At 42.2% G+C, this 19,560-nt stretch carries 21 protein-coding genes and 1 pseudogene; 6 read left to right on the plus strand and 16 right to left on the minus strand.

All coding sequences use genetic code 11. The features are described 5' to 3' along the window. Positions 1-9 precede the first annotated feature (9 nt). Entirely contained in the window at positions 10-1,473 is a 1,464-nt protein-coding gene (locus AC623_RS15925) for a potassium/proton antiporter (RefSeq protein ID WP_049664190.1), read from the minus strand. Positions 1,474-1,742: 269 nt separating this feature from the next. Between AC623_RS15925 and AC623_RS15930 the strand changes: the two are divergent. Both AC623_RS15930 and gsiB read left to right on the plus strand, forming a co-directional pair. Further along, positions 1,743-1,949: pseudogene (locus AC623_RS15930) on the plus strand (KGG domain-containing protein); the annotation flags it as partial. 96 nt (positions 1,950-2,045) lie between these two features. Beyond that, entirely contained in the window at positions 2,046-2,444 is a 399-nt protein-coding gene (gene gsiB / locus AC623_RS15935; RefSeq protein WP_049664194.1) for a glucose starvation-inducible protein GsiB, read from the plus strand. Between the two features lie 99 nt (positions 2,445-2,543). Here gsiB and AC623_RS21815 read toward each other — a convergent pair whose 3' ends face one another. Then, entirely contained in the window at positions 2,544-2,717 is a 174-nt protein-coding gene (locus tag AC623_RS21815) for a hypothetical protein (RefSeq protein WP_197090985.1), read from the minus strand. 308 nt (positions 2,718-3,025) lie between these two features. Between AC623_RS21815 and AC623_RS15940 the strand changes: the two genes are divergently transcribed. Continuing rightward, positions 3,026-3,541, plus strand: a complete 516-nt coding sequence (locus AC623_RS15940; RefSeq protein ID WP_049664197.1) for a hypothetical protein — start codon at positions 3,026-3,028, stop codon at positions 3,539-3,541. 416 nt (positions 3,542-3,957) lie between these two features. Here the strand turns inward: AC623_RS15940 and AC623_RS15945 are convergent, their stop codons facing one another. The 11 genes from AC623_RS15945 to hpaI form a co-directional block, all read right to left on the minus strand. Next, the gene (locus AC623_RS15945; protein ID WP_049664200.1) at positions 3,958-5,535 is read right to left on the minus strand and encodes a sodium:solute symporter family protein; all 1,578 of its coding nucleotides are present in this window, start codon (positions 5,533-5,535) and stop codon (positions 3,958-3,960) included. Positions 5,536-5,540: 5 nt separating this feature from the next. Further along, positions 5,541-5,654, minus strand: a complete 114-nt coding sequence (locus AC623_RS22175) for a symporter small accessory protein (protein WP_331457005.1) — start codon at positions 5,652-5,654, stop codon at positions 5,541-5,543. A 218-nt stretch (positions 5,655-5,872) separates the two neighbouring features. After that, entirely contained in the window at positions 5,873-6,274 is a 402-nt protein-coding gene (locus tag AC623_RS15950) for a 5-carboxymethyl-2-hydroxymuconate Delta-isomerase (protein WP_049664203.1), read from the minus strand. Between the two features lie 15 nt (positions 6,275-6,289). Further along, on the minus strand, positions 6,290-7,084 hold the full coding sequence (locus tag AC623_RS15955) for a fumarylacetoacetate hydrolase family protein (protein ID WP_049664206.1): 795 nt from the start codon (positions 7,082-7,084) through the stop codon (positions 6,290-6,292). Continuing rightward, positions 7,081-7,872, minus strand: a complete 792-nt coding sequence (locus tag AC623_RS15960) for a fumarylacetoacetate hydrolase family protein (protein ID WP_049664208.1) — start codon at positions 7,870-7,872, stop codon at positions 7,081-7,083. The genes AC623_RS15955 and AC623_RS15960 overlap by 4 nt, the downstream gene beginning before the upstream one ends. A 153-nt stretch (positions 7,873-8,025) precedes the next feature. Further along, on the minus strand, positions 8,026-8,922 hold the full coding sequence (locus AC623_RS15965) for a riboflavin kinase (protein ID WP_049664210.1): 897 nt from the start codon (positions 8,920-8,922) through the stop codon (positions 8,026-8,028). Positions 8,923-8,948: 26 nt separating this feature from the next. Next, a complete protein-coding gene (locus AC623_RS15970) occupies positions 8,949-9,422 on the minus strand; it encodes a flavin reductase family protein (protein ID WP_049664212.1) in 474 nt (157 codons plus the stop codon). Positions 9,423-9,442: 20 nt separating this feature from the next. Then, a complete protein-coding gene (gene hpaD / locus AC623_RS15975) occupies positions 9,443-10,426 on the minus strand; it encodes a 3,4-dihydroxyphenylacetate 2,3-dioxygenase (RefSeq protein ID WP_049664216.1) in 984 nt (327 codons plus the stop codon). A gap of 177 nt (positions 10,427-10,603) precedes the next feature. Next, positions 10,604-12,073 carry a 4-hydroxyphenylacetate 3-monooxygenase, oxygenase component gene (hpaB, locus tag AC623_RS15980; protein ID WP_049664218.1) on the minus strand — a complete coding sequence of 490 codons (1,470 nt, stop codon included), beginning with the start codon at positions 12,071-12,073 and terminating at the stop codon, positions 10,604-10,606. 192 nt (positions 12,074-12,265) lie between these two features. Further along, a complete protein-coding gene (hpaE, locus tag AC623_RS15985; protein ID WP_049664221.1) occupies positions 12,266-13,780 on the minus strand; it encodes a 5-carboxymethyl-2-hydroxymuconate semialdehyde dehydrogenase in 1,515 nt (504 codons plus the stop codon). Positions 13,781-13,847: 67 nt separating this feature from the next. Further along, entirely contained in the window at positions 13,848-14,774 is a 927-nt protein-coding gene (gene hpaI, locus AC623_RS15990) for a 2,4-dihydroxyhept-2-ene-1,7-dioic acid aldolase (RefSeq protein WP_049664225.1), read from the minus strand. Between the two features lie 225 nt (positions 14,775-14,999). On the opposite strand from hpaI, the gene AC623_RS15995 reads away from it, so the two are divergent. Then, on the plus strand, positions 15,000-15,887 hold the full coding sequence (locus tag AC623_RS15995) for a LysR family transcriptional regulator (protein WP_049664228.1): 888 nt from the start codon (positions 15,000-15,002) through the stop codon (positions 15,885-15,887). Between the two features lie 78 nt (positions 15,888-15,965). Here the strand turns inward: AC623_RS15995 and AC623_RS16000 are convergent, their stop codons facing one another. Both AC623_RS16000 and AC623_RS16005 read right to left on the minus strand, forming a co-directional pair. After that, positions 15,966-16,763: a hypothetical protein gene (locus AC623_RS16000; RefSeq protein ID WP_049664230.1), complete on the minus strand. Its 798-nt coding sequence runs from the start codon at positions 16,761-16,763 to the stop codon at positions 15,966-15,968. After that, positions 16,739-17,050 (minus strand): hypothetical protein, encoded by a 312-nt coding sequence (locus tag AC623_RS16005; RefSeq protein WP_049664231.1) that lies wholly within the window; start codon positions 17,048-17,050, stop codon positions 16,739-16,741. Before AC623_RS16005 ends, AC623_RS16000 begins: the two co-directional genes overlap by 25 nt. Positions 17,051-17,225: 175 nt before the next feature. Between AC623_RS16005 and AC623_RS16010 the strand changes: the two genes are divergently transcribed. Both AC623_RS16010 and AC623_RS16015 read left to right on the plus strand, forming a co-directional pair. Next, complete coding sequence (locus AC623_RS16010; protein WP_049664236.1) at positions 17,226-17,540, plus strand: DMT family transporter; 315 nt, start codon at positions 17,226-17,228, stop codon at positions 17,538-17,540. Positions 17,541-17,551: 11 nt separating this feature from the next. Then, positions 17,552-17,893, plus strand: a complete 342-nt coding sequence (locus AC623_RS16015; RefSeq protein WP_049664241.1) for a DMT family transporter — start codon at positions 17,552-17,554, stop codon at positions 17,891-17,893. A 62-nt stretch (positions 17,894-17,955) separates the two neighbouring features. Here the strand turns inward: AC623_RS16015 and AC623_RS16020 are convergent, their stop codons facing one another. Continuing rightward, on the minus strand, positions 17,956-19,500 hold the full coding sequence (locus AC623_RS16020) for a BCCT family transporter (protein WP_049664245.1): 1,545 nt from the start codon (positions 19,498-19,500) through the stop codon (positions 17,956-17,958). Positions 19,501-19,560: the final 60 nt, after the last annotated feature.

Below are 19,560 nucleotides of genomic sequence, written 5' to 3' on the forward strand. Positions count from 1 at the left end.
CCTTCTCACTCATCTATGTTGGCCTTCTTCTCTTTTCATCATCACTTTCTTCAATTCCCTTTTCTTATCTTTCTTTACTAATACATATAGTACATCTTCCGGAAAAAGTGTTGTAGCGCCTTCCGGAGTAATGAGCTGATCGTCACGTATGACGGCTGTAATTAATGTTTTTGGCGGCAAATCAATTTCCTGAATTGGTTTATTAGCTGCCGGCGATTCTTCCAGGATGCGTACTTCTACCATTTCACTATTTGTTTTACCGATTGAAATCAACTCTAGGCTATGCGGTGACTGTGACCTCTTTCCAGCTCCAGCCACCCCGAGCAGTTCAGCCGCTTTGGAAATGGTCGTTCCTTGAATGACAGTGGATAAAAGCACAACGAAGAAAACAACATTAAACATGAGCTGCCCGTGCTCAAGTTCTTCCACCAAGGGATAGGTGCCAAGAATGATCGGTACGGCCCCTTTCAAACCAGCCCAGGAAATAAAGAGCTTTTCTTTTACATTTATTTTTGAAAAAAGCAAACTGACAAAAACCCCGACTGGACGAGCAACGACCATAAGGAAAATAGCCAATGTGATCCCTTGCCATGCCACATCAAGCAGATCCTTCGGAAAAACAAGAAGACCTAAAATCATAAACATGACCATCTGCATCACCCATGCCATTCCCTCATTAAACCCAAGAATAGAATGGCGATAAGTTAAATCAGCATTTCCAATGACAATGGCCATTACGTAAACAGCTAAGAATCCGCTCGCATTCATAATGGTAACCGTACTAAACGCAAAAATAGATAGAGCGATAGATAAAACCGGATAAAGACCAGAAGAGTCGAGATTAATCTTATTAATCAACCAAACAGAGATGACACCGAACAAAATACCGAGGATGAGTCCGAGCCCCATTTGCCAGAAAAAACTTAAAATGAGGGTAAGAGGTTCAAATGAAGGAGATTGAATCACTTGAATTAAACTAATCGTCAAGAAAATCGCCATTGGGTCATTAGAGGCTGACTCTGCTTCAAGCACGGTTGTCAACTTAGGCTTCACATTTTTACTTCCAAGAACACTAAAAACAGCGGCGGCATCAGTCGATCCAACAATCGCACCGACGAGAATACCTTCTGCCCATGTTAAATCAAGGACAAATTTTGCGGCAATTCCCATTGTGATCGTTGTAGCAATCACCCCAAGAGTAGCAAGCGATAAAGATGGTTTGTACACCGTCTTCACGCTTTTCCACTTCGTCTGCAAACCGCCTTCAAATAAAATGATGACGAGCGCCACCGTTGCAAGCAATTGCGCGAGCCAGGCATTATCAAAGAAGACAAACTGGTTTAATACCATGCCGACCGCAATAAACAACACGAGTGATGGCAATCCGAGTCTAGTAGAAAACTTAGCACTTATGACACCAACTAACAAAAGAATAGAAAAAGCTAACACAATGTTTTCAATCGTAAAATTCATCGCACTCTCCTTTTCAGAAAATGATATCTCTTCTTATCTTATAATACATCCACGTTTTCCCTAAAATAAACCTGCAAAAAAGAAATTCATGTTTACCACCATTTCTTTCATCCCAAACATATATTTATACATTTTAAGGAAACAAATATTTTTACTCACGCTAAAAGTAGGAGTTTTTACGTTTTATATAATTATATGTTTTTAATTAATTTAAAGAGGCTATATAAGAAGCGTACAACAAATATTCCACTTTAAGGAGAGGATACAAAATGGCAAACAACAATAATAACGATAAGAAAATGAGTGTAGAAGAAGCTGGACGCAAAGGCGGAGAAACTACTGCCCGTAACCATGATAAAGAATTTTACCAAGAAATCGGACGCAAGGGCGGAGAAGCCACAGCTGAAAAACATGGTAAAGAATTCTATGAAGAAATTGGCGAAAAAGGCGGAAATGCCCGCGCTGAACAAAGAGAATCTAACGAATAAAATTAAAAAAATAAATGTTTAATCAGTTTATAAAAAGGTAATATAAACCACATGATTCATTAAATTAAAAAGGAGCTGGATAAAATGGCAAACAACAATGAAAACAACGAAAGAAAAATGAGTGTAGAAGAAGCTGGACGTAAAGGCGGAGAAACTACAGCTGAAAACCATGACAAAGACTTCTACCAAGAAATTGGGCGTAAAGGCGGAGAAGCTACTGCGGAAAACCACGATAAAGAATTCTATCAAGAAATTGGACGCAAGGGCGGAGAAACTACGGCTGAAAACCATGATAAAGACTTCTATCAAGAAATTGGACGCAAAGGTGGAGAAGCTACTTCTGAAAATCATGATAAAGAATTCTACCAAGAAATTGGACGCAAAGGCGGAGAAGCTACTTCTGAAAACCACGACCGGGATTTCTATGAGGAAATCGGTGAAAAAGGTGGAAATGCCCGCGCTCAGCAACGCGATAATGACTAATTAACTTTTAGTTAGAAAAGCTAGAAGTGAATAATCAAAAAACGAGTGAACCTATTAAGGTTCACTCGTTTTTTTCATTCCTATTTCGTTCTCAAAATCTCATGACGATCTGTTATACTTTTTCTCCATATGTATCCAGCCGTAATAAATAGCCCAAAACACTAAAGGTACTATGATCGCATACTGCTTCATTCCAGCAGGCAGATAACAAACTAGTATGACTAGCAATATAAGTGCTGGCAGCAAAAGAATAAAATATTTTTTCTTGTCCATTGCCTTTCTCCCCCCTCCTTAACACAATGGTCCGTTCCCTTTCACTTGCACATTTCATACTTCTACATTTTTAGTTGACCAAGTAACTAATACCTATCTTATTATCCTTTTTCATATTAAACCAGAAAAAGAAGTTTCAGGAAACTGTACTTTATTACTAATAATCAAGCTCTTCTCATAAAATTTATTTCCTTTTTTAGTATGATTCTATCATTTTGTTTTAGCAGTATTTACAATAATGATAAAATTTGTCACCATCAAGAAGAATATATTTTCTTATTAAACTTTGAAAAAAGGAGTACATTTCTATGAAAAAAACTCTTCAGGTTCTTTGTATCATGAGTTTATTTATGCTCTGCTTCTCTTTTGTCAACAACCATTCAGCAGAAGCAGCAAGCCCTAAAAAAGCCTATGTAGCAGCCGAGTCTGTATACTCTGGTGGCGGAAACAGCAGTAAGTCTCGCGGGATTGATTTATTTATGGGTCCAAAAGATGCAGCTATTTATGCTTCTAAATTAAATTCTAGCTGGAAAGCCTCTGTTGCGTGGGCGGCGGCAGGTTTCATTCCGGGAGTCGGGCCTTTTATTACAGGGGTAGGAGTAGCTGAAACTGTAAAATCTCAACAAGCTGCTAAAAAAATTGAAAAATTAGCTAAAAAAAATAAAAAGGTTCACGTTTTTACTCAAGATGGTTTAATTTCAGTTAAAGAGTGGGACGGCAAAGCTTCATCTATTAAGACTTCGATGCCAAAAAGCAGCACCCAAAAAATGGGCAATATTAGAACAAGTATTAAAACAAAGATTCTCAAAAAAGTAGTGAAATAAGAACTTTTTCTAAAATCGTTATTGTTACCCATTGATACCATTCCTTCTTTATGACGATCAGATCCTTTTATAAAAGGGCTGGTCGTCTTTTAGATAGGCTCTATTATAGTTGGTTGTTGATTTTTGCTACAGGCAAACGCTTTCTGCGGGCGGCCCGTGAGCCTCCTCATCGTATACGCTCCTGCATGGCCTCACTAGGACTCGCTTTTCCCGCTAAAGTCGCCGTCTTCCGCTCTAATCAACTATTAAAACTAAAAAATAACATTTATCATTAACAGAGCTTTTAGCAAAAAGACTCCTCCTTCTTCTACACCGCTTGCTTTACATTCCAAGTTTGCCATATCAATAATTAAATCCCCTTCAGGTAGTGTTACATTCTACTTAAAGGGGATTACTTTATCTTATCTATTGAATTATTACCCAGCTTGTTCTTGCTGCTGTTCTCCTTTTGCTGTTTCTTTTGTCGTAAGCAAGCTTACGACGACGAAGACGATAGCAGATAACGGCAGCGCATAAAATAAAGGGTCAACATGTGTCATCGGATAAGCTAATAGCGTATCTTTTCCGAATAAAGCTTTGGATAGCCCTAGAACAGCTGCTTCCTTTTCATGCAAAAATATGAATCCTAAAATACTGATAGCGAAACCAACAATCATGCTTGCTTTTGCTCCTGCTCTTGTGGAACCTTTCCAAAAGAACGCTCCAATCATAACAGGCAAAAAGCCGGCTGCACATATGCCGAACCAGAAAGCTGTCGCCTGTGCGATAACACCTCCTGGCAATACATAAGACAACGCAACAGCTGCTACAATGCCAATTAATACGCCAATGCGGGAAGCATCGATTCCGAAAATTGATGTAATGCCAAAACTCTTCAAGATATCTTGTCCAAAAGCAGACCCTTGTAAGTGTATAAGCGAGCTGATCGTTGAAATGGCTGCTGATAACAACGTTAAAGTAAATAAATAAACAAACCATTCTGGCATTAAGTGATTAATCAAAGCAGGGATCACAAGATCTACATTTCCTTTCGCTACCTCTATAGAAAGCTTCCCTACGTGCTCGTGGAAATAAAGATTACTAATCGGTCCAAGCATAAAAGCGGCACCCGTCATGAAGAAAATGAAGACTCCGCCCACAATGACTGAACGGTATAGAGCCTGATTATTCTTGACTGTCATGAAACGCATGACAAGCTGAGGCTGTGCCAATACACCAATTCCTACCCCCATGACAATCGTACTGACTAACGTCCACCAAATGGGAGAACCTAGCTCCGGCATCGAAGTCCAGCCGCGGTGTCCTTGCTCTACTAAGGGCTGTGGAACAAGCTCTTTCATCGCCGTTAAGCCAGCATGTCCATCTATGACTCCCCCTACTGCTTTATAGCCCATAAACAAGAAGATCGCCATCCCGATAAACATGACAATAGCTGCAAAAGCATCGGTATACATAACGGCTTTAATCCCGCCGCTTAACACATAAAAACCGACAATAACGGCTAATACCAACAATGCCACATTATAATTCATCGAAAGGGTTTCTTGCAGAAAACGCCCCCCTCCAACTAAAACAATGCTCGTATAAGCCGGCATTAGAACAAAAATAATAATACCAGAAAAAACAGTGATGAATTTCGACTGATAGCGCTTTCCTAAAAGCTCAGCAAATGTGTAAGCCTCCAGCTGCTCAGACACTTTTCGAATGCGCGTCCCGAAGAAGACAAAGGAAACAAAAACACCGAACACAATATTTAAAAAGCAAAGCCATAGCAGACCAAAGCCATATAAGGATGCTACACCGCCAAAACCAATTAAAGAAGAAGTACTAATAAAAGTGGCTCCGTAAGAAAGCGCCATAACAGTAGGATTAATGCCTCTTCCTCCGACTAAGTAATCCGCTTCCGACCTTGTTGTTTTATAACCATAATAGGCAAGAGCCGACATGATGCCCAAGTAAAGTAAAAGTATCGGGATTAATATAGCAAAATTCACTTACCTCACTCCTCTTCTCCACGATTCCACATAACTGCCCCGAAGACAACACAGCCAACCATCGATAAAATGGTGCCAATCCAAGCAAAAGCAATGATCGGATCTTCCATACCAAACATGATGACTTCCTCCTTTTATTCTGCCTCTTCGAAAATGAAAAAAAGCTATAACAAGCTTTCAGGCTGTTGATAAATGCCCGCTTTCTTCCTTGCTCGCCTGCCATGCTCATGCCCTTCATGGGCACTCTGCTATTTGTTAGGCTTGCGTCTCAAAAGACAACTATCAATCAGCCTGATCACTCTGCCTGCGCTCTCAACTCTTTCGTATGTGGCTCATTCTATTTTTCTGAAGCTGTTTTTTTGTAACGAGCATGGATATTATTCTGTTTATACGTGCCAGCCTCACTAAATTCGATTAGCTCCATAGACAATGCTAAATAACGCTTAGCGAAAAGATCAGCGAAATGTTTTTTTATAACGGCAAACAATTCATCACACACCGCTTTTTTTACTTCTTCAGAGCGGCCTGCGCCAATTTTCAACGCAGCATGGACAAAGGCATCATCTTCTGTCCCATCAGCAATAAAATAATCTTGCAGTTCAATAGCTCTTGAACGAATGCCCCCAATTGGAAACACATCACCATAGGAAATAAGCGTTTGATTGATTTTCTTGAGCAGAGCCGGAATATGCGCCTCTGCTTTAATATTATCCGTATATTCAATGATGAAATGCGGCATGCAGGTCTCCCCCTTTTATGTTGTCTGCTGAGACGTTACCTTTTTAGAAGTCTCCTCGATGCCAAAGGTTTCATCTCCAACAATAGTATTCACCAGGCGGCCGATCCCTTCGATTTCCGTAATGACTTCATCCCCAACTTTTGTATCAACCGACCCTTTCGGTGTACCTGTTAAAATAATGTCGCCCTCATTCAATGTCATAAAGCTGCTCAAGTATTCAATTAAATAAGGAATATCAAAAACCATATCTTTTGTGTTGCCTTCTTGCGTGAGCTCTCCATTTACATACGTTCTCAATGTCAAATTCATTGGATCCTGAACAGCTGCTTTATCAACGAACCAAGGGCCAATTGGTGTACACGTATCCCGATTTTTCACTCGTAAATTTGGACGATAGTAGTTTTCTAAATAATCGCGGATGGCGTAATCATTAGCGACGGTATAACCTGATACATATTCATAGGCCTCTTCTCGTTTCACATTCCGTGCCGGGCGGCCGATGACAACAGCAAGCTCACATTCATAATGCATATAGTCAACGTCTGCTGGCCGCCGTGTCTGTCCTCGATGTCCAATAAAGGTGTTTGGCCCTTTTAAGAAAACAAGAGGCTCTTCTGGTGCTTTAAAGGAAAGTTCCGCAGCATGATCGGCATAATTCAACCCTAAAGCAAAAACAGTTCTCGGTTCTACTGGCGGAAGCCAGACAACATCTTGTTCTTCGACAATCCGGCCATCGTTTAGCTGTAAGCGGCCGTCTTTCTCCACCGCTTCATGAATCGCTCCTGCATAAGCTACTTTCGCTCTCTTCATTTTAAGCCCCCCTCTGCTGTTTCTTTTTCAGGTACAATCGTATTTTCTAGCACGCCTACTCCCTCTATTTCAATACGGACAACATCTCCAGCTTTAGCAAGCGGTGCCTCTTCAGGAACACCTACAAGAAGCGTATCCCCGACGTGCAGCGTCATGAAATCTGTGACGTCTGCCAATAATTTAGCAACTGGGCGAATTAAGTTTGCTGTTGTATTTTCCTGACGCAATTCTCCATTAATATATACGCGTGTATGTACCTGATCAGGATGTTGAACCGCCTCCCGCTTTACGATCCATGGGCCGATTGGACAAAAGCCATCGCGTGCTTTTTGGCGGATTGCCGGGCGATAGACGCTTTCATGTGGAATGCTGACGTCATTCACCACCGTATAGCCCGCTACATAGCCAAGTGCCTCTTCTTCACTCACCCGTGTAGCTGTACGGCCAATAACAATACCAAGTGCCGCTCCCATTTCAAGCGCCTCAACTCCTTCTGGAAGTGGAATCGGCCGGTTATGGCTATTAATTGTGTTGGCTGGCTTAATGTAAAGAATAGGTGCTTTAGGAGCTGCTTTATAAGGCGCTTCATTCACCGCCTCTCCTAGTGCTTCCAAAGCTCCTTTATAGTTTAAAAGCGTGCCATAAACCGTTCCGGAAACCGGTGCATCAACAGCTAATTGTTCAAAGCTGAATGACTGACCTTCTTTTTCAACGACACCTTCTGTCAATTTCACCTTAATTTCATCTGATTGCAGCGTGCCTTGAAATTTCACGTTTGCTGTTATCATCTTTCTTCCACTCCTTTGGCAATATTCTTTCTAGCCCTTTTTTTCATGGAACTTTGTGAACAGAACTTTTTATAAAGAAATTCTGGACAGGGTGAAAGGGGAGACATATGGCTGCTCCCCTAGTTTCTCTTTTATTTATTAACAAAGCGGCCATTAAATGACCATTTCATCTCGTTGAATATAGTCACTCACTTCAGAGGTTTCACTTTGCTTGCCAAACATGTATTTCAGCCATTTGATGTTTACTTTTTTTCCATACGTATCGGTGAAACAATCTTTCAGCTGAATAAGCAAAGACGGCTGACGGTCTGTTATAGACATCTGATGGCAAACACCTTCATACACCCGCCCCTCTATTTCTGCTTCCACGCGGTACACACCTAGCTTTGGCAAGCGGTACGCTTCCGCAATATCCGCCTTGATAAATTGATGGTTCTTATAAAATAAAGAGTTTTGTTTTACTTCACCTCTCACCTCGTAAGCATAGCCGAGCAACTCTGAAGCACGCTCTACTTTCCCAGCAGCTAACAACTCACGGACCGCTGTCGAACTGATTTTTTGAGCTTGCTGTTCTATTTTTTGAACTGTCGTCACTTCAAACTTGCCTCGTCCTGCTTCTGTGAGTGTTTCCATGTTGCCTTTTCCTTTATGGCCATAGTGATAGTCAAATCCGGCCACTACATGTTTGCAGTGAAGCCCCATAATATAGTGTTCAATAAAATCTTCAGGGGATAGCTTTGCAAAGTCCGGAGTAAATTTCACAATGAATAATTGATCGACACCAAGTTCCTCAAAACGCTCTTCTTTTACTGGCAGCGGCGTCAAGTAAGTCATAGGCTCCCGGTCTGGAAAGAGAATATCTTTCGGGTGAGGATAAAAAGTCATAACGTTGAATTGATATCCCTTTTTTCTTGCTGCTGCTTTTGCCGCCTCAAGAATGCCGCGATGCCCGATATGGACTCCGTCGAAAAAACCGAGTGCCAGTACACAAGGAGCTGACCCAGCTTGTGTGGGAATTTGGTTTGGATATTCAATGTGAACCGTTTCCATCAGTTGCATGTCCCCTTTCGTTTTACTTAAGCGAGCTGTCCTTCTGCAAGCTGGCCGTATTTTCCTTCAAAGAAAGTAAGCGGTGACCCTTCGCGTAAGACAATGTCCTGCACTTCACCGATGAACAGTGTATGATCTCCGGCTACTTGCTTTGAATAAACGTTACAAACCACATTGGCAAGCGCATCTTTAATGACTGGCACATCCTGAATGCGATCAAATTCAGCCTCGCGCTTTTCCTTAATCTGGCCAGCGAACAACATAGACACTTCCTGTTGCTCCGCCGCTAAAATGTTGACAGCAAATTTGCCAGATTCATTGATTTTCTCAAGCATTTTTGCTTTTTCACCAATTGAAATTAAGACAAGCTTCGGATTGAGTGACACGGACATGAAGGCATTCGCTGTCATGCCGTGTGCTTCTCCGTCCAACTCGGTCGTAATCACTGTGACGCCTGTCGCAAATTTCCCCATGGCGTTGCGAAATAAACGATCATCCATTCTGTGTTCCTCCCGTTACGTTAAATGATAAATTCAGGTTTCTTTTGTTCAAGCTTCGCTGCTTCTGTTTTCACGTATTCTCCTGTTTCGATATCTAAGAATGGAGATGTTTCATTGAACCAGCTATCCGGCGCTTTAGCTCCCCAGAATGTTTGGCGGCGAGGATCATTTAAATCCCAGCGAATTGGTTCAAAGTCAGGATCACTTGTTAAGTAGTCTCCGTTATACAGCTCAATACGGTGACCGTCTGGATCTCTTAAATATAAGAAGAAAGCGTTAGATAAACCATGACGGCCTGGTCCGCGTTCGATGCTGTCCGCATATCCAAGGGAAGCAAGAACATCACAGCAATGAATCAAAGCTAAAGGATCTGGCAGCCAATAAGCAAAGTGGTGAAGACGCGGGCCTTCTCCATTCATGAACGCCTGGTCATGAACGCTTGGCTTGCGGTGCAGCCAAGCTGCCCAAATGCTTTCATCTTCCGTTGCTGTATATTCTGAGCAGGCAAATCCCAATTCGTTAATGAAGAAATCGTATGCCTTTTGAACGTCCGGCACTGCACAGTTCACGTGGTCGATCCGTTGAATTCTTGCCCCTTTATAAAGGTCATAACGCTGAAGCAGACGCTCTGCTTTATCCATTTTGCAGAAGAATTCAAGCGGCAAGCCAGATACGTCATGTACATGAAGCGCACGTCCAAGTGCATACTGTGTACCTTCTTCCAGCCACTTTGTTTTCAATCCTTTTGATTGGAAAAGTGCTGCTAGCTTATCAAGGTCTTCTTCTTTCTCTACTTTATAACCAAGTGCGTGAACACCGACTTTTTCAGACTTCTTCAACACTAAGCTGTGATGAACATGCTCTTCTAAGCCTCTTAAATAGATGCAGTCATCCTTTGTTTCTGTTTCAATAAATCCTAAAGCATCCACGTAGAATTTTCTTGAGCGCTCGAGATCCTTTACATTCAGTACTGTTCTTGCAATGCGGATAATATTAAAATCCATTGCCCTTGCCTCCCTTTTTCACTTGTATGAATAGCTATCTTTTATTCAGGCTGTTGAAAAAAAGCCTTCTTCCCTCTTCATCTGCCGGCAGCATCCTGATCCTCATCCAGATTTCGCCTTGAAAGAAAAGCCTTCTCAGCCAGCCTGACATTGTGTCCAGTAAAATTTGCTTGCGAATTATTTTTGAACAAGCTCTTCAGAACGGTCTAAGAACTCTTTTACGCGATCTACATACTCTTGCTTGTCATAGCCGTTATACAAAGCACTTGCCATTCGCACTGGATCGCCGAAGAAGAAGCGCTCATACAATGTTTGTCTTGTACCAAAGGCACTCATGCAAACATCCCATGCTAAACGATACAACTTCACACGATCGTAAGCGTTTCCAGTAGCGGACTGTAAGTATTTATCGAGATCCGGACGGAGCTCTGAATTAAAGTCTGCTTCGTTTGGAATCGCCATTAAGCCGCTGGCACCGAGCAATTGCATAATTTCACTAAAGCGCGGGTAGATCTTCGGATAGTAGTTGCGAGCAATGTTCAATGGCGTAAAATCCGGTGTCATGATGCCCCATTTATCAACTTTGGCATTCGCTTCTGCCGCTGCTACGTAAGACTTAACTGTTTCTAACGCTATAATGATTTCAGAAGCTTTCTCTTGAACGTGCTGATATTGGCCAATGTTAATCGTTTCAATCATGAGCTGAACTAAGCCGAGGATAAACTCTGTTTTTGCCACGTTTTTCGAAACAACTTGGTGCGTCATATGAACAACCGCATTACTTTCGTTATAAGCCTGGTTACAAACGCCAACATCACCGAGTGCAAAGACGCGATCCCACGGAACTACCACATCGTCAAAGACAACGATCGTATCCATTTCCTCAAAACGTGAGCCAAGCGGATGGTCAAAATTAGACTTTCCGTAATCGAAGGATTCACGGCAGATGAACTTTAACCCAGGCGTATTATTTGGAATAGAGAAAGCGTAAGCATAAGGGTTTTCTTCTTCCGCTTGTTTTAACAGGGTAGACGGGAATACCATGATTTCATCTGTAATGCCGCCTTGAGTAGCCAGTAATCTAGCTCCTTTAATCACAACGCCTTCTGACGTTTTTTCTTTAATGCGGGCTGCGATATAAGGATCTGGCAGCTGAGCAGCATTCACACCGCGGTTTACTTGCGGCTGGATAAGTGTATGCGTTAAAGATAAGTCATTTTCTCGACAGTATTCATAATATTTCGACATATTCTGAGCGTAGAAAGGATCTTGCTTGCCGAACATTTCAGATGCTGATCCGTAGGCCATCATTCCAACATTAATGTAATCCGGTGAACGCCCCATCATTCCGTTGTTATGCCGCGCCCATTCCTGCATCATTTTGCGGCGCATTTCCAAATCTTCTTTCGTTCTTGGCTGGATAAAAGACGTACCAACACGATCCCCGGTCGTTGGTGACTCGTACGTCATGAAATCCTTTTTCTTTGGATCATGCTGCATATCATACAACTCAGCCTGTGTTTTCATAACTCCTTTGAAAGCAGGATGCTCGGAGATTTTTCCTTTTACTTGCTCTCCATCAATCCAGACGTTCGCTTGAGCCTGATCGACTCTTTCGATGTATTCCTTACCTGTTTTAGCTGGCATATAACTCTCTCCTTTTCAGTAAAAGTGGAAGGCACTCGGTCAGCGGCGACCAGCATAAGACGGGCTGATGAAATGGCGTTTTTCAGCCATGCAGTCAGCTTGGCTTATGACCTTGAGCCGTTAGCGCCTGTAACTAGACAATCTTCAAAGTGGAAGGCGCTGGCTTAGCGCCCTCTCTTTTAATTATTCTGTTTACTTTCCGAATTGCGGGATATGGTGATCGCCAATGGCCACGTGAATGATTTTTGGTTCTGTATAAAATTCAAAGAGTGCATAGCGTCCGCCTTCTCGACCGACACCGCTGTCTTTCATTCCGCCGAATGGAATTCTCAAATCACGGACATTTTGTGCATTGATCCAGATCATGCCGGCTTCTACTGCCTGGGCTACACGATGCCCGCGTTTAATGTCGTTCGTCCACACGTATCCAGCAAGGCCATAACGCACATCATTTGCTGCTTTAACCACTTCTGCTTCGTCTTCAAATTCAATGACCGCCATAACTGGCCCGAAGATTTCCTCCTGGCACACTCTCATCTCATTTTTGGCATTTAATAAAAGTGTTGGCGGCACAAAGTTGCCGGCTTTCACTTCTTCAGGCACTACTCCCTGAATTACCTCACAGCCTTCTTCTTTAGCCAATTCAATGTAGCTTTTAACTTTATTAAAATGTTCTTTTTCAATTAGAGGTCCAAGCTGTGTTTTGGAATCCATTGGATCGCCGATCTTAATATTCATGAGACGTTTCTTTAATTTTTCTACAAACTCATCTTTAATGTTTTTATGAAGGAACAGACGAGAGTTCGCTGTACAGCGTTCTCCATTAAAGGAGAAGATTCCCCATACCGCTGCATCAAGAGCGCGGTCAAGATCCGCATCATCGAACACGATTAGCGGGGACTTGCCGCCAAGTTCCATCGATGTTTTCTTTAACGTATCTGCCGAATTCTTAATAATGACAGAGCCTGTCGTTGTTTCTCCAGTAAAGGAAATGGCTTTTACATCTGGATGTGCCACAAGCGTTGCGCCTGCTGTTTCTCCGAAGCCGTGAACGATGTTGAACACACCTTCTGGGAGGCCCGCTTTATCAATTACTTCTGCCAGTTTGTTCGCTGTCAAAGGGGATAGTTCTGCCGGTTTTAGGATCACTGTATTACCCGTTGCCAAAGCCGGAGCGACTTTCCATGTTTCTAGCATAAATGGCGCATTCCATGGTGTAATTAGCCCGATTGGTCCAAGCGGCTTATATACAGTGTAATTAATGAATTCATCATCCATTGGGTACGATTCTCCATGCAGTACCGATTGCACCATGCGAGAATAAAAACGGAAGTTCTCTGCTGCACGAGCTGCCTGTTTCTTCGTCTGGCTGATCGGAAGACCCGTATCAAGAGATTCCAGATAAGAAATTTCTTCCGCGTTTTCTTCGATCAAATCAGCGATTCGTTCGATATACTTCATGCGTTCTGCCACTTTCATCTTTCCCCATGGCCCTTCTTCAAACGCTCTTTTTGCAGCTGCTACTGCTTTATTGATATCTTCAGCACGTCCTTCAGCCACCACATTATTTACCTTATTCGTAAATGGATTGATGTTTTCAAATGTGGCACCTGCTTCGGCATCTGTAAACTGGCCATCAATATAGAGTTTTACATCCTCTACTCGTTTATGGGTTAGCTCTTGTTGTCCAGCTGCTTGTACTTGCATCATGGTCACTCCTTTTCCATTTCCTCCACCTTTTCATAGTGGCTGATTCGTTCTCTTGTTCAATTAATTAGTTAGCTGAAACGCCTTCTGGAAAAATATTGTATGATTTTAGCACTTCACGAATTTCATCCTGTAATTCCTGCGTTGGCAAGGCCATTGGCTTGCGCAGAACTGGCTCGATTTTGCCCATCATGCCGAGGGCTGCTTTTACCGGTGCCGGATTCGTATCTTTAAAGAGAACGTCATTTAACGGCATTAATTCATAGTGAAGCTCAAGTGCTCTTTCTGTATTTCCTTCCATCCAAGCGTTGTGCATTTCTGCTACTTGAGCTGGGGCAACGTTTGCTGTTGCACTGATGGAACCAGCACCGCCGATTGTCAGCATCGGATAGCAAAGCAGTTCAATACCGGAGAATAATTTGAAATCTCTGCCACAATTCAGCAGGACACGGTTAACATGTTCAAAGTCTTTGTTGGACTCTTTAGCACCGATAATGTTCGGGCAATCTTCCACTAAACGGGCTAACGTTTTGACCTCTAGGTTGACCCCTGTACGTCCTGGAATGTTATAGACAACGATTGGAATATCGACCGCATCCGCAATCGTTTTATAGTGATTGTAAAGAGCGTGCTGGGAAGGTTTGTTGTAATAAGGAACAATAACCATTGCCGCATCAGCACCCATTTCCTGTGCTGCTTTCGTTAAGCGAAGCGCTTCATTGAAATTAACAGAACCTGTACCCGGCGCAAACGGCACGCGGCCATCGATTGTTTTGATCGCTGTTTCCATGACAAGCTCTCTCTCTTCTACTGTTAGAGAACTTGGCTCTCCTGATGTACCCGTAACGGAAATTCCATGGCTGCCGCTTTCAATCTGCCAATTGATTAAGCTTTTAAATGTATCAAGGTCCAAACTCTCATCCTGTTTAAAAGGAGTAATGACCGGTGCAATCGACCCTTTTAATTTTTCTTTCGCTTCCTGAACTTTTGACATGTTTTCTTCGCTCCTTTTTCATCATCACGAAGAAGTAACGGTTCTACTTCTTCATTCGTTCTAATGGATTCCTTTTTCACTAAATGAGAAAGTTTTAAATATTTAGAAAAAATAGTGGAATCGTTTACATAAATAACTTAACATAGGAATTGAAATATTAAAAATATTAAAAATATTGGTTAAGTATATTTTAAAAGTATACATACTTGTAAGGAGGTTCCAAAGTTGGATATTCGACAAATTCGCTATTTCGCCACCATTGCAGAAGAAGGTCAAATTACAAAAGCTGCCAAAAAACTTCATATGGCCCAACCACCTCTTAGTCAGCAGTTGAAAGCGTTAGAAGAAGAGCTTGGCGTCTTACTATTGGAACGTAAAGGCAGAAGCCTTGAATTAACGGAAGCAGGAGAAGTCTTATACAAGAAAGCCAAATATCTTTTAGAAAAGATGGAGGAAACTGTTATTGAGGTCAAAGAAGTCGGAGACGGTTTAAAAGGGGTCTTATCCATCGGCTCTGTCAAAACCTGCTTCTCTTACATACCAGAACGCTTTCTTCATTTCAGAGAGAAATACCCACATGTCAAATTCCGTTTGAAAGAAGGCGATTCTTTCTTATTAGCGAACTATTTAAAACAACGTGAAGTGGAATTGGCCATCGTGCGGCTTCCCCTTGAAATGGAGGAGTTCTCCTATATTCCACTGCCGCCTGATCCATTTGTTGCCGTTATGCCGGAGAAATGGGATCACCCCGCTGTCATCCAGATGAATGATCTGAAGGACATGCCACTCATGCTGTTGCACCGGGTCAGTGGTGTTGGCCTTTATGAACTCGTCGTGAATGAGTGTAAAAGACATGGATTTAGCCCTAATATTATTTGTGAATGCCCTGACGCTGCGATGTTATTATCGCTCGTCCGGACCGGCTTAGGAACAGCTCTTCTTCCTAAATCAACCCTCCTCTCCTTTCCAACGGATGGTTTGAAGGTAATTGAAATTGAAGATTGCACCACTCAATCTGAATCTGCTATCATCTGGCTCAAAGACCGCTACTTGTCCAAAAAAGCGGAGCGATTTCTCGAAACTTTTTATCCGGCTAAAACCCTGATTGATTAATGAAAAATGAGACCGTGATGCACGGTCTCATTTGTTTATTGATCGTCGTTACTCTAGAAGTTTTGTTCACTTCTTTTACTAGTTTTGCTCGTCTCTTCTCTTTGTTTCGCTTAGCCCCTCCGCCTCTACTGCCGCCAAAAATTCCTCCGGCTGATCGAGGCGCAAGTATATCGTTTCAACTTTTTTAGTGAATCCATATATATACTGAACGGTTGCCGGGCTTTCTAGCTCAATCACGATTTGCGGTTCCCCTTTTTCTATGTCGGCATACATACCATGAAAAGCTGTTTTGTCCTTCTCATTATATTCTCCAGGCACTACGCGGCGAATTGAGAGAATATTTTCTTTTACAGCCGTGACCCTCTTCATTAATCCAATGGGAACTGTAATTTGATCGGGCTCTACGATAATCGGATTAAGACGAATCGCTTGGATTTCACCGATAAAGAAGAACACCGTATATATGTTTAATATCACCATGATCCACGCAATTGCGGGATTCATCGAATGAATGAGCCAATGTACCCCAATGGTCTCCAGTACAACCGCATGAATAAGCATGATATTAAAAGCAATGACGCTCGTGCGACGATGGGCCGTAAAGTACCGATTGGATTCCGGTGTTTTTTGCTTCCAGCTGGCCAACGCAAACTTCCACATCACCCATTCGGAAATCATTACTTTAGCAAAGTGATTCTCTGAAAAAGCAGCTTCTGCTTGCTGCCAAACAGCTAGTGTCAGTGTAGCTTCCTCTCTGTTCGCTTTTACTTTTCGCCGGATGGTCCGTACTGTTTTCATAAGGCGAACGACAATCCAAATCTCAGCCGTAAACAGAGCGGCTTCCCCTGCAACTAACAACCAGCCAACCCATTCCATTCCGGCAAGCCTTCCATCAGGAATGATCGACTTTCCGACAAAGTAGCCGAGCCGAGCAGCGCCACGCCAATGACAGGAGCTATCTGCCTTTTTTTCTTAAAGACGAAGAAGTAAGCAAGAAGCGGAATGACAATGATAAAATCAAGTAAAGATCCCATCGTAACGAATTTCATTTCATGGGCAGGAAGGGGGATCAGGTGATGAGCAGAAAAGTTAGCGAGCACAATGATCCCAGCCAACGCTAAAAACCATTTCCATTGCGGGGATGATACACGGGCAGTATTCATAAAAACCCTCCTTTAACTGATTTCCCATTATGTAATTACTTCCATTTTATAAAAAAACAGACCGTTGTTTCATCTAAAATGTGACAAAATTCCTACGTTTCCTTTTTTATCAAGAAAGGGAACAAAATGTGTTAAAATAACGATAAAGTTTTTTACTTATACGGAGGGCTTGAAGTTGATTTTTCCTTACATACTTTTAGGAATCGCGATTGTGTCAGAAGTATTCGGTTCAACCATGTTGAAACTTTCAAATGGTTTCACACGCTTATCTCCAATAGCAGGTGTCATCGTCGGATTCGGGATTGCCTTTTATTTATTATCCATCTCTTTGAAAACGTTGCCTCTAGGAGTGGTATATGCTACGTGGAGCGGCTGTGGAACGATTCTCACGGCAGTGGCAGGTGTATTATTTTTCAAAGAAAAGATCAATCGACAAGGTGTATTAGGAATAGGGCTGCTAGTGGTTGGACTCATTCTATTAAATGGCTAAGGAGCTTCAAAATGAAAGGAATGCTATTTTTAATACTTGCAATCCTGCTTGAAATATTCGGTTCTACTATGTTGAAACTATCAGATGGATTTACTAATCTTGTTCCCTCTATCGGGGTAGCTGTCGGTTTTCTTTCTGCCTTTACTCTCTTTAGCTTCGCACTGAAGAGCATCCCTCTGTCTGTCGCTTATGCGATTTGGTCTGGTGCGGGTACGGCCCTTACTGCTATCATCGGTGTGCTGGTGTTCGGCGAAAGCTTTGGCGCCTTAAAAATCAGCGGATTGTTTCTTATTATTTTTGGCATCACTCTGCTCAATGCCTCTTCTCAAAAAGCGGCGCAAGATGAAGGGTAGCTTATACTAGTTAGTAAACAAAGTTAAAAGCGGACTTATCAAAGTCCGCTTTTAACTTTCCTCTATAAAGCCTTTTTTTCAGGAATGGCTTTTTTTTCTTTTAACTCTTTATTTTTTTTTTCGGACATGTTAAACAGTTCCTCATTCAGTCCTTTATAGGTGGAGTAACACATGACGAGCATAAGAACAGCAAGCGGGACAGCCGTTGCTACTAGAGCTGACTGTAATCCAGATAAACCGCCCGTCATGATCAAGACGACCGAAATAGCCGCGATGACTACTCCCCAAATAACTTTCGTCCGATGAGCCGGGTTTGGATTTCCATTCTCACTGATCATGCCTAATACGAAAACCGCCGAGTTAGCTGATGTAATAAAGAAGACAAGCACAAGAACCATCGCCAGGATGCTGAGGAATGAACTCATTGGAAAATACTCGAAAAACTTAAACAAAGCAGACGTTATATCAGTTGATACTGCCGTGGCGAGCGCCTTTTCTCCCATGTTTTGAATGAGGTGAATAGCCGATCCGCCCATTACCGCAAACCAGAAGAAGGAACCAAGAACAGGAATGAATACAGCCCCCATCATAAATTCCTTGATCGTTCTGCCTCTAGAAATCCTGGCAACAAAGCTGCCGACAAGCGGTGCCCAAGCAATCCACCAGCCAAAATAGAAGAGCGTCCAACTGGCAATCCAGGAACCATCATTATACGGCTCTGTCCGAAATGACATTCCAATAAAATTCTGAACATAGTCGCCAACTCCTTGGAAGAAAATCTTAAAGATTGATTGAGTCGGCCCGAGAAAAAGAACAAAGCCCAATAAAGCAAACGCAAGAATCATATTCAGATTGGATAAATTCTTCATCGCTCCTTGCAGCCCTGAAACGGTGGAACCTACATAAATAAAAGTAACGACAATCACAATGATTGCTTGTGTTGTAATATTCATTGGGATTCCCCACAGGAAGTTCATGCCGCTATTCACTTGCAATGTTCCAAAGCCAAGTGAAGTAGCGATTCCAATCACAATCGAAAGAATGACCATCACATCAATTGCTTTACCTGCTGAACCACTAATTCTATCTCCAATAAGAGGATGAAAAACGGAACTCAATGAGGACGGGAGTTTTTTTCTAAACTGAAAGAAAGCCAAGGAAACTCCTACGAGAGCATAACAGGCCCAAGCCGACACGCCCCAATGCAAGTAAACAAATTGCATCGCGAGCTTTGCTGACTGCTCAGAAGAGGCCTTGCCAAATGGAGGGTCAATATAATAGGAAACCGGTTCTGCTACACCCCAGAATACAAGACTGATCCCAATAGAAGCGCTGAAAAGCATGCCAATCCAGGTAGCTGTTTTATATTCAGGCCGGTCATCATCGTCTCCTAGACGAATTTGCCCGAACTTAGACAATCCAATATACATACAAAAAGCAAAGAAAATAAATACGCTTCCAAGAATAAACCATCCTAAGTTGTTATAAATAAAACTCAGTGATGAGTTAGAGAACTTTTCTAGTTGTTTAGGGGCAAATACACCAACACTAATTAATAATAAGCTGGCCGCTAAAGAAGTATAAAAGACAGCTTTTTTGCTATTCATCCAATCACTCCTATAAGGTTGAGTTACTTTTTATAGCGAAATCTACGTTATCGATGTAAG

Source organism: Bacillus sp. FJAT-27231 (genome assembly GCF_001183975.1).
Classification (GTDB): domain Bacteria; phylum Bacillota; class Bacilli; order Bacillales; family Domibacillaceae; genus Pseudobacillus; species Pseudobacillus wudalianchiensis.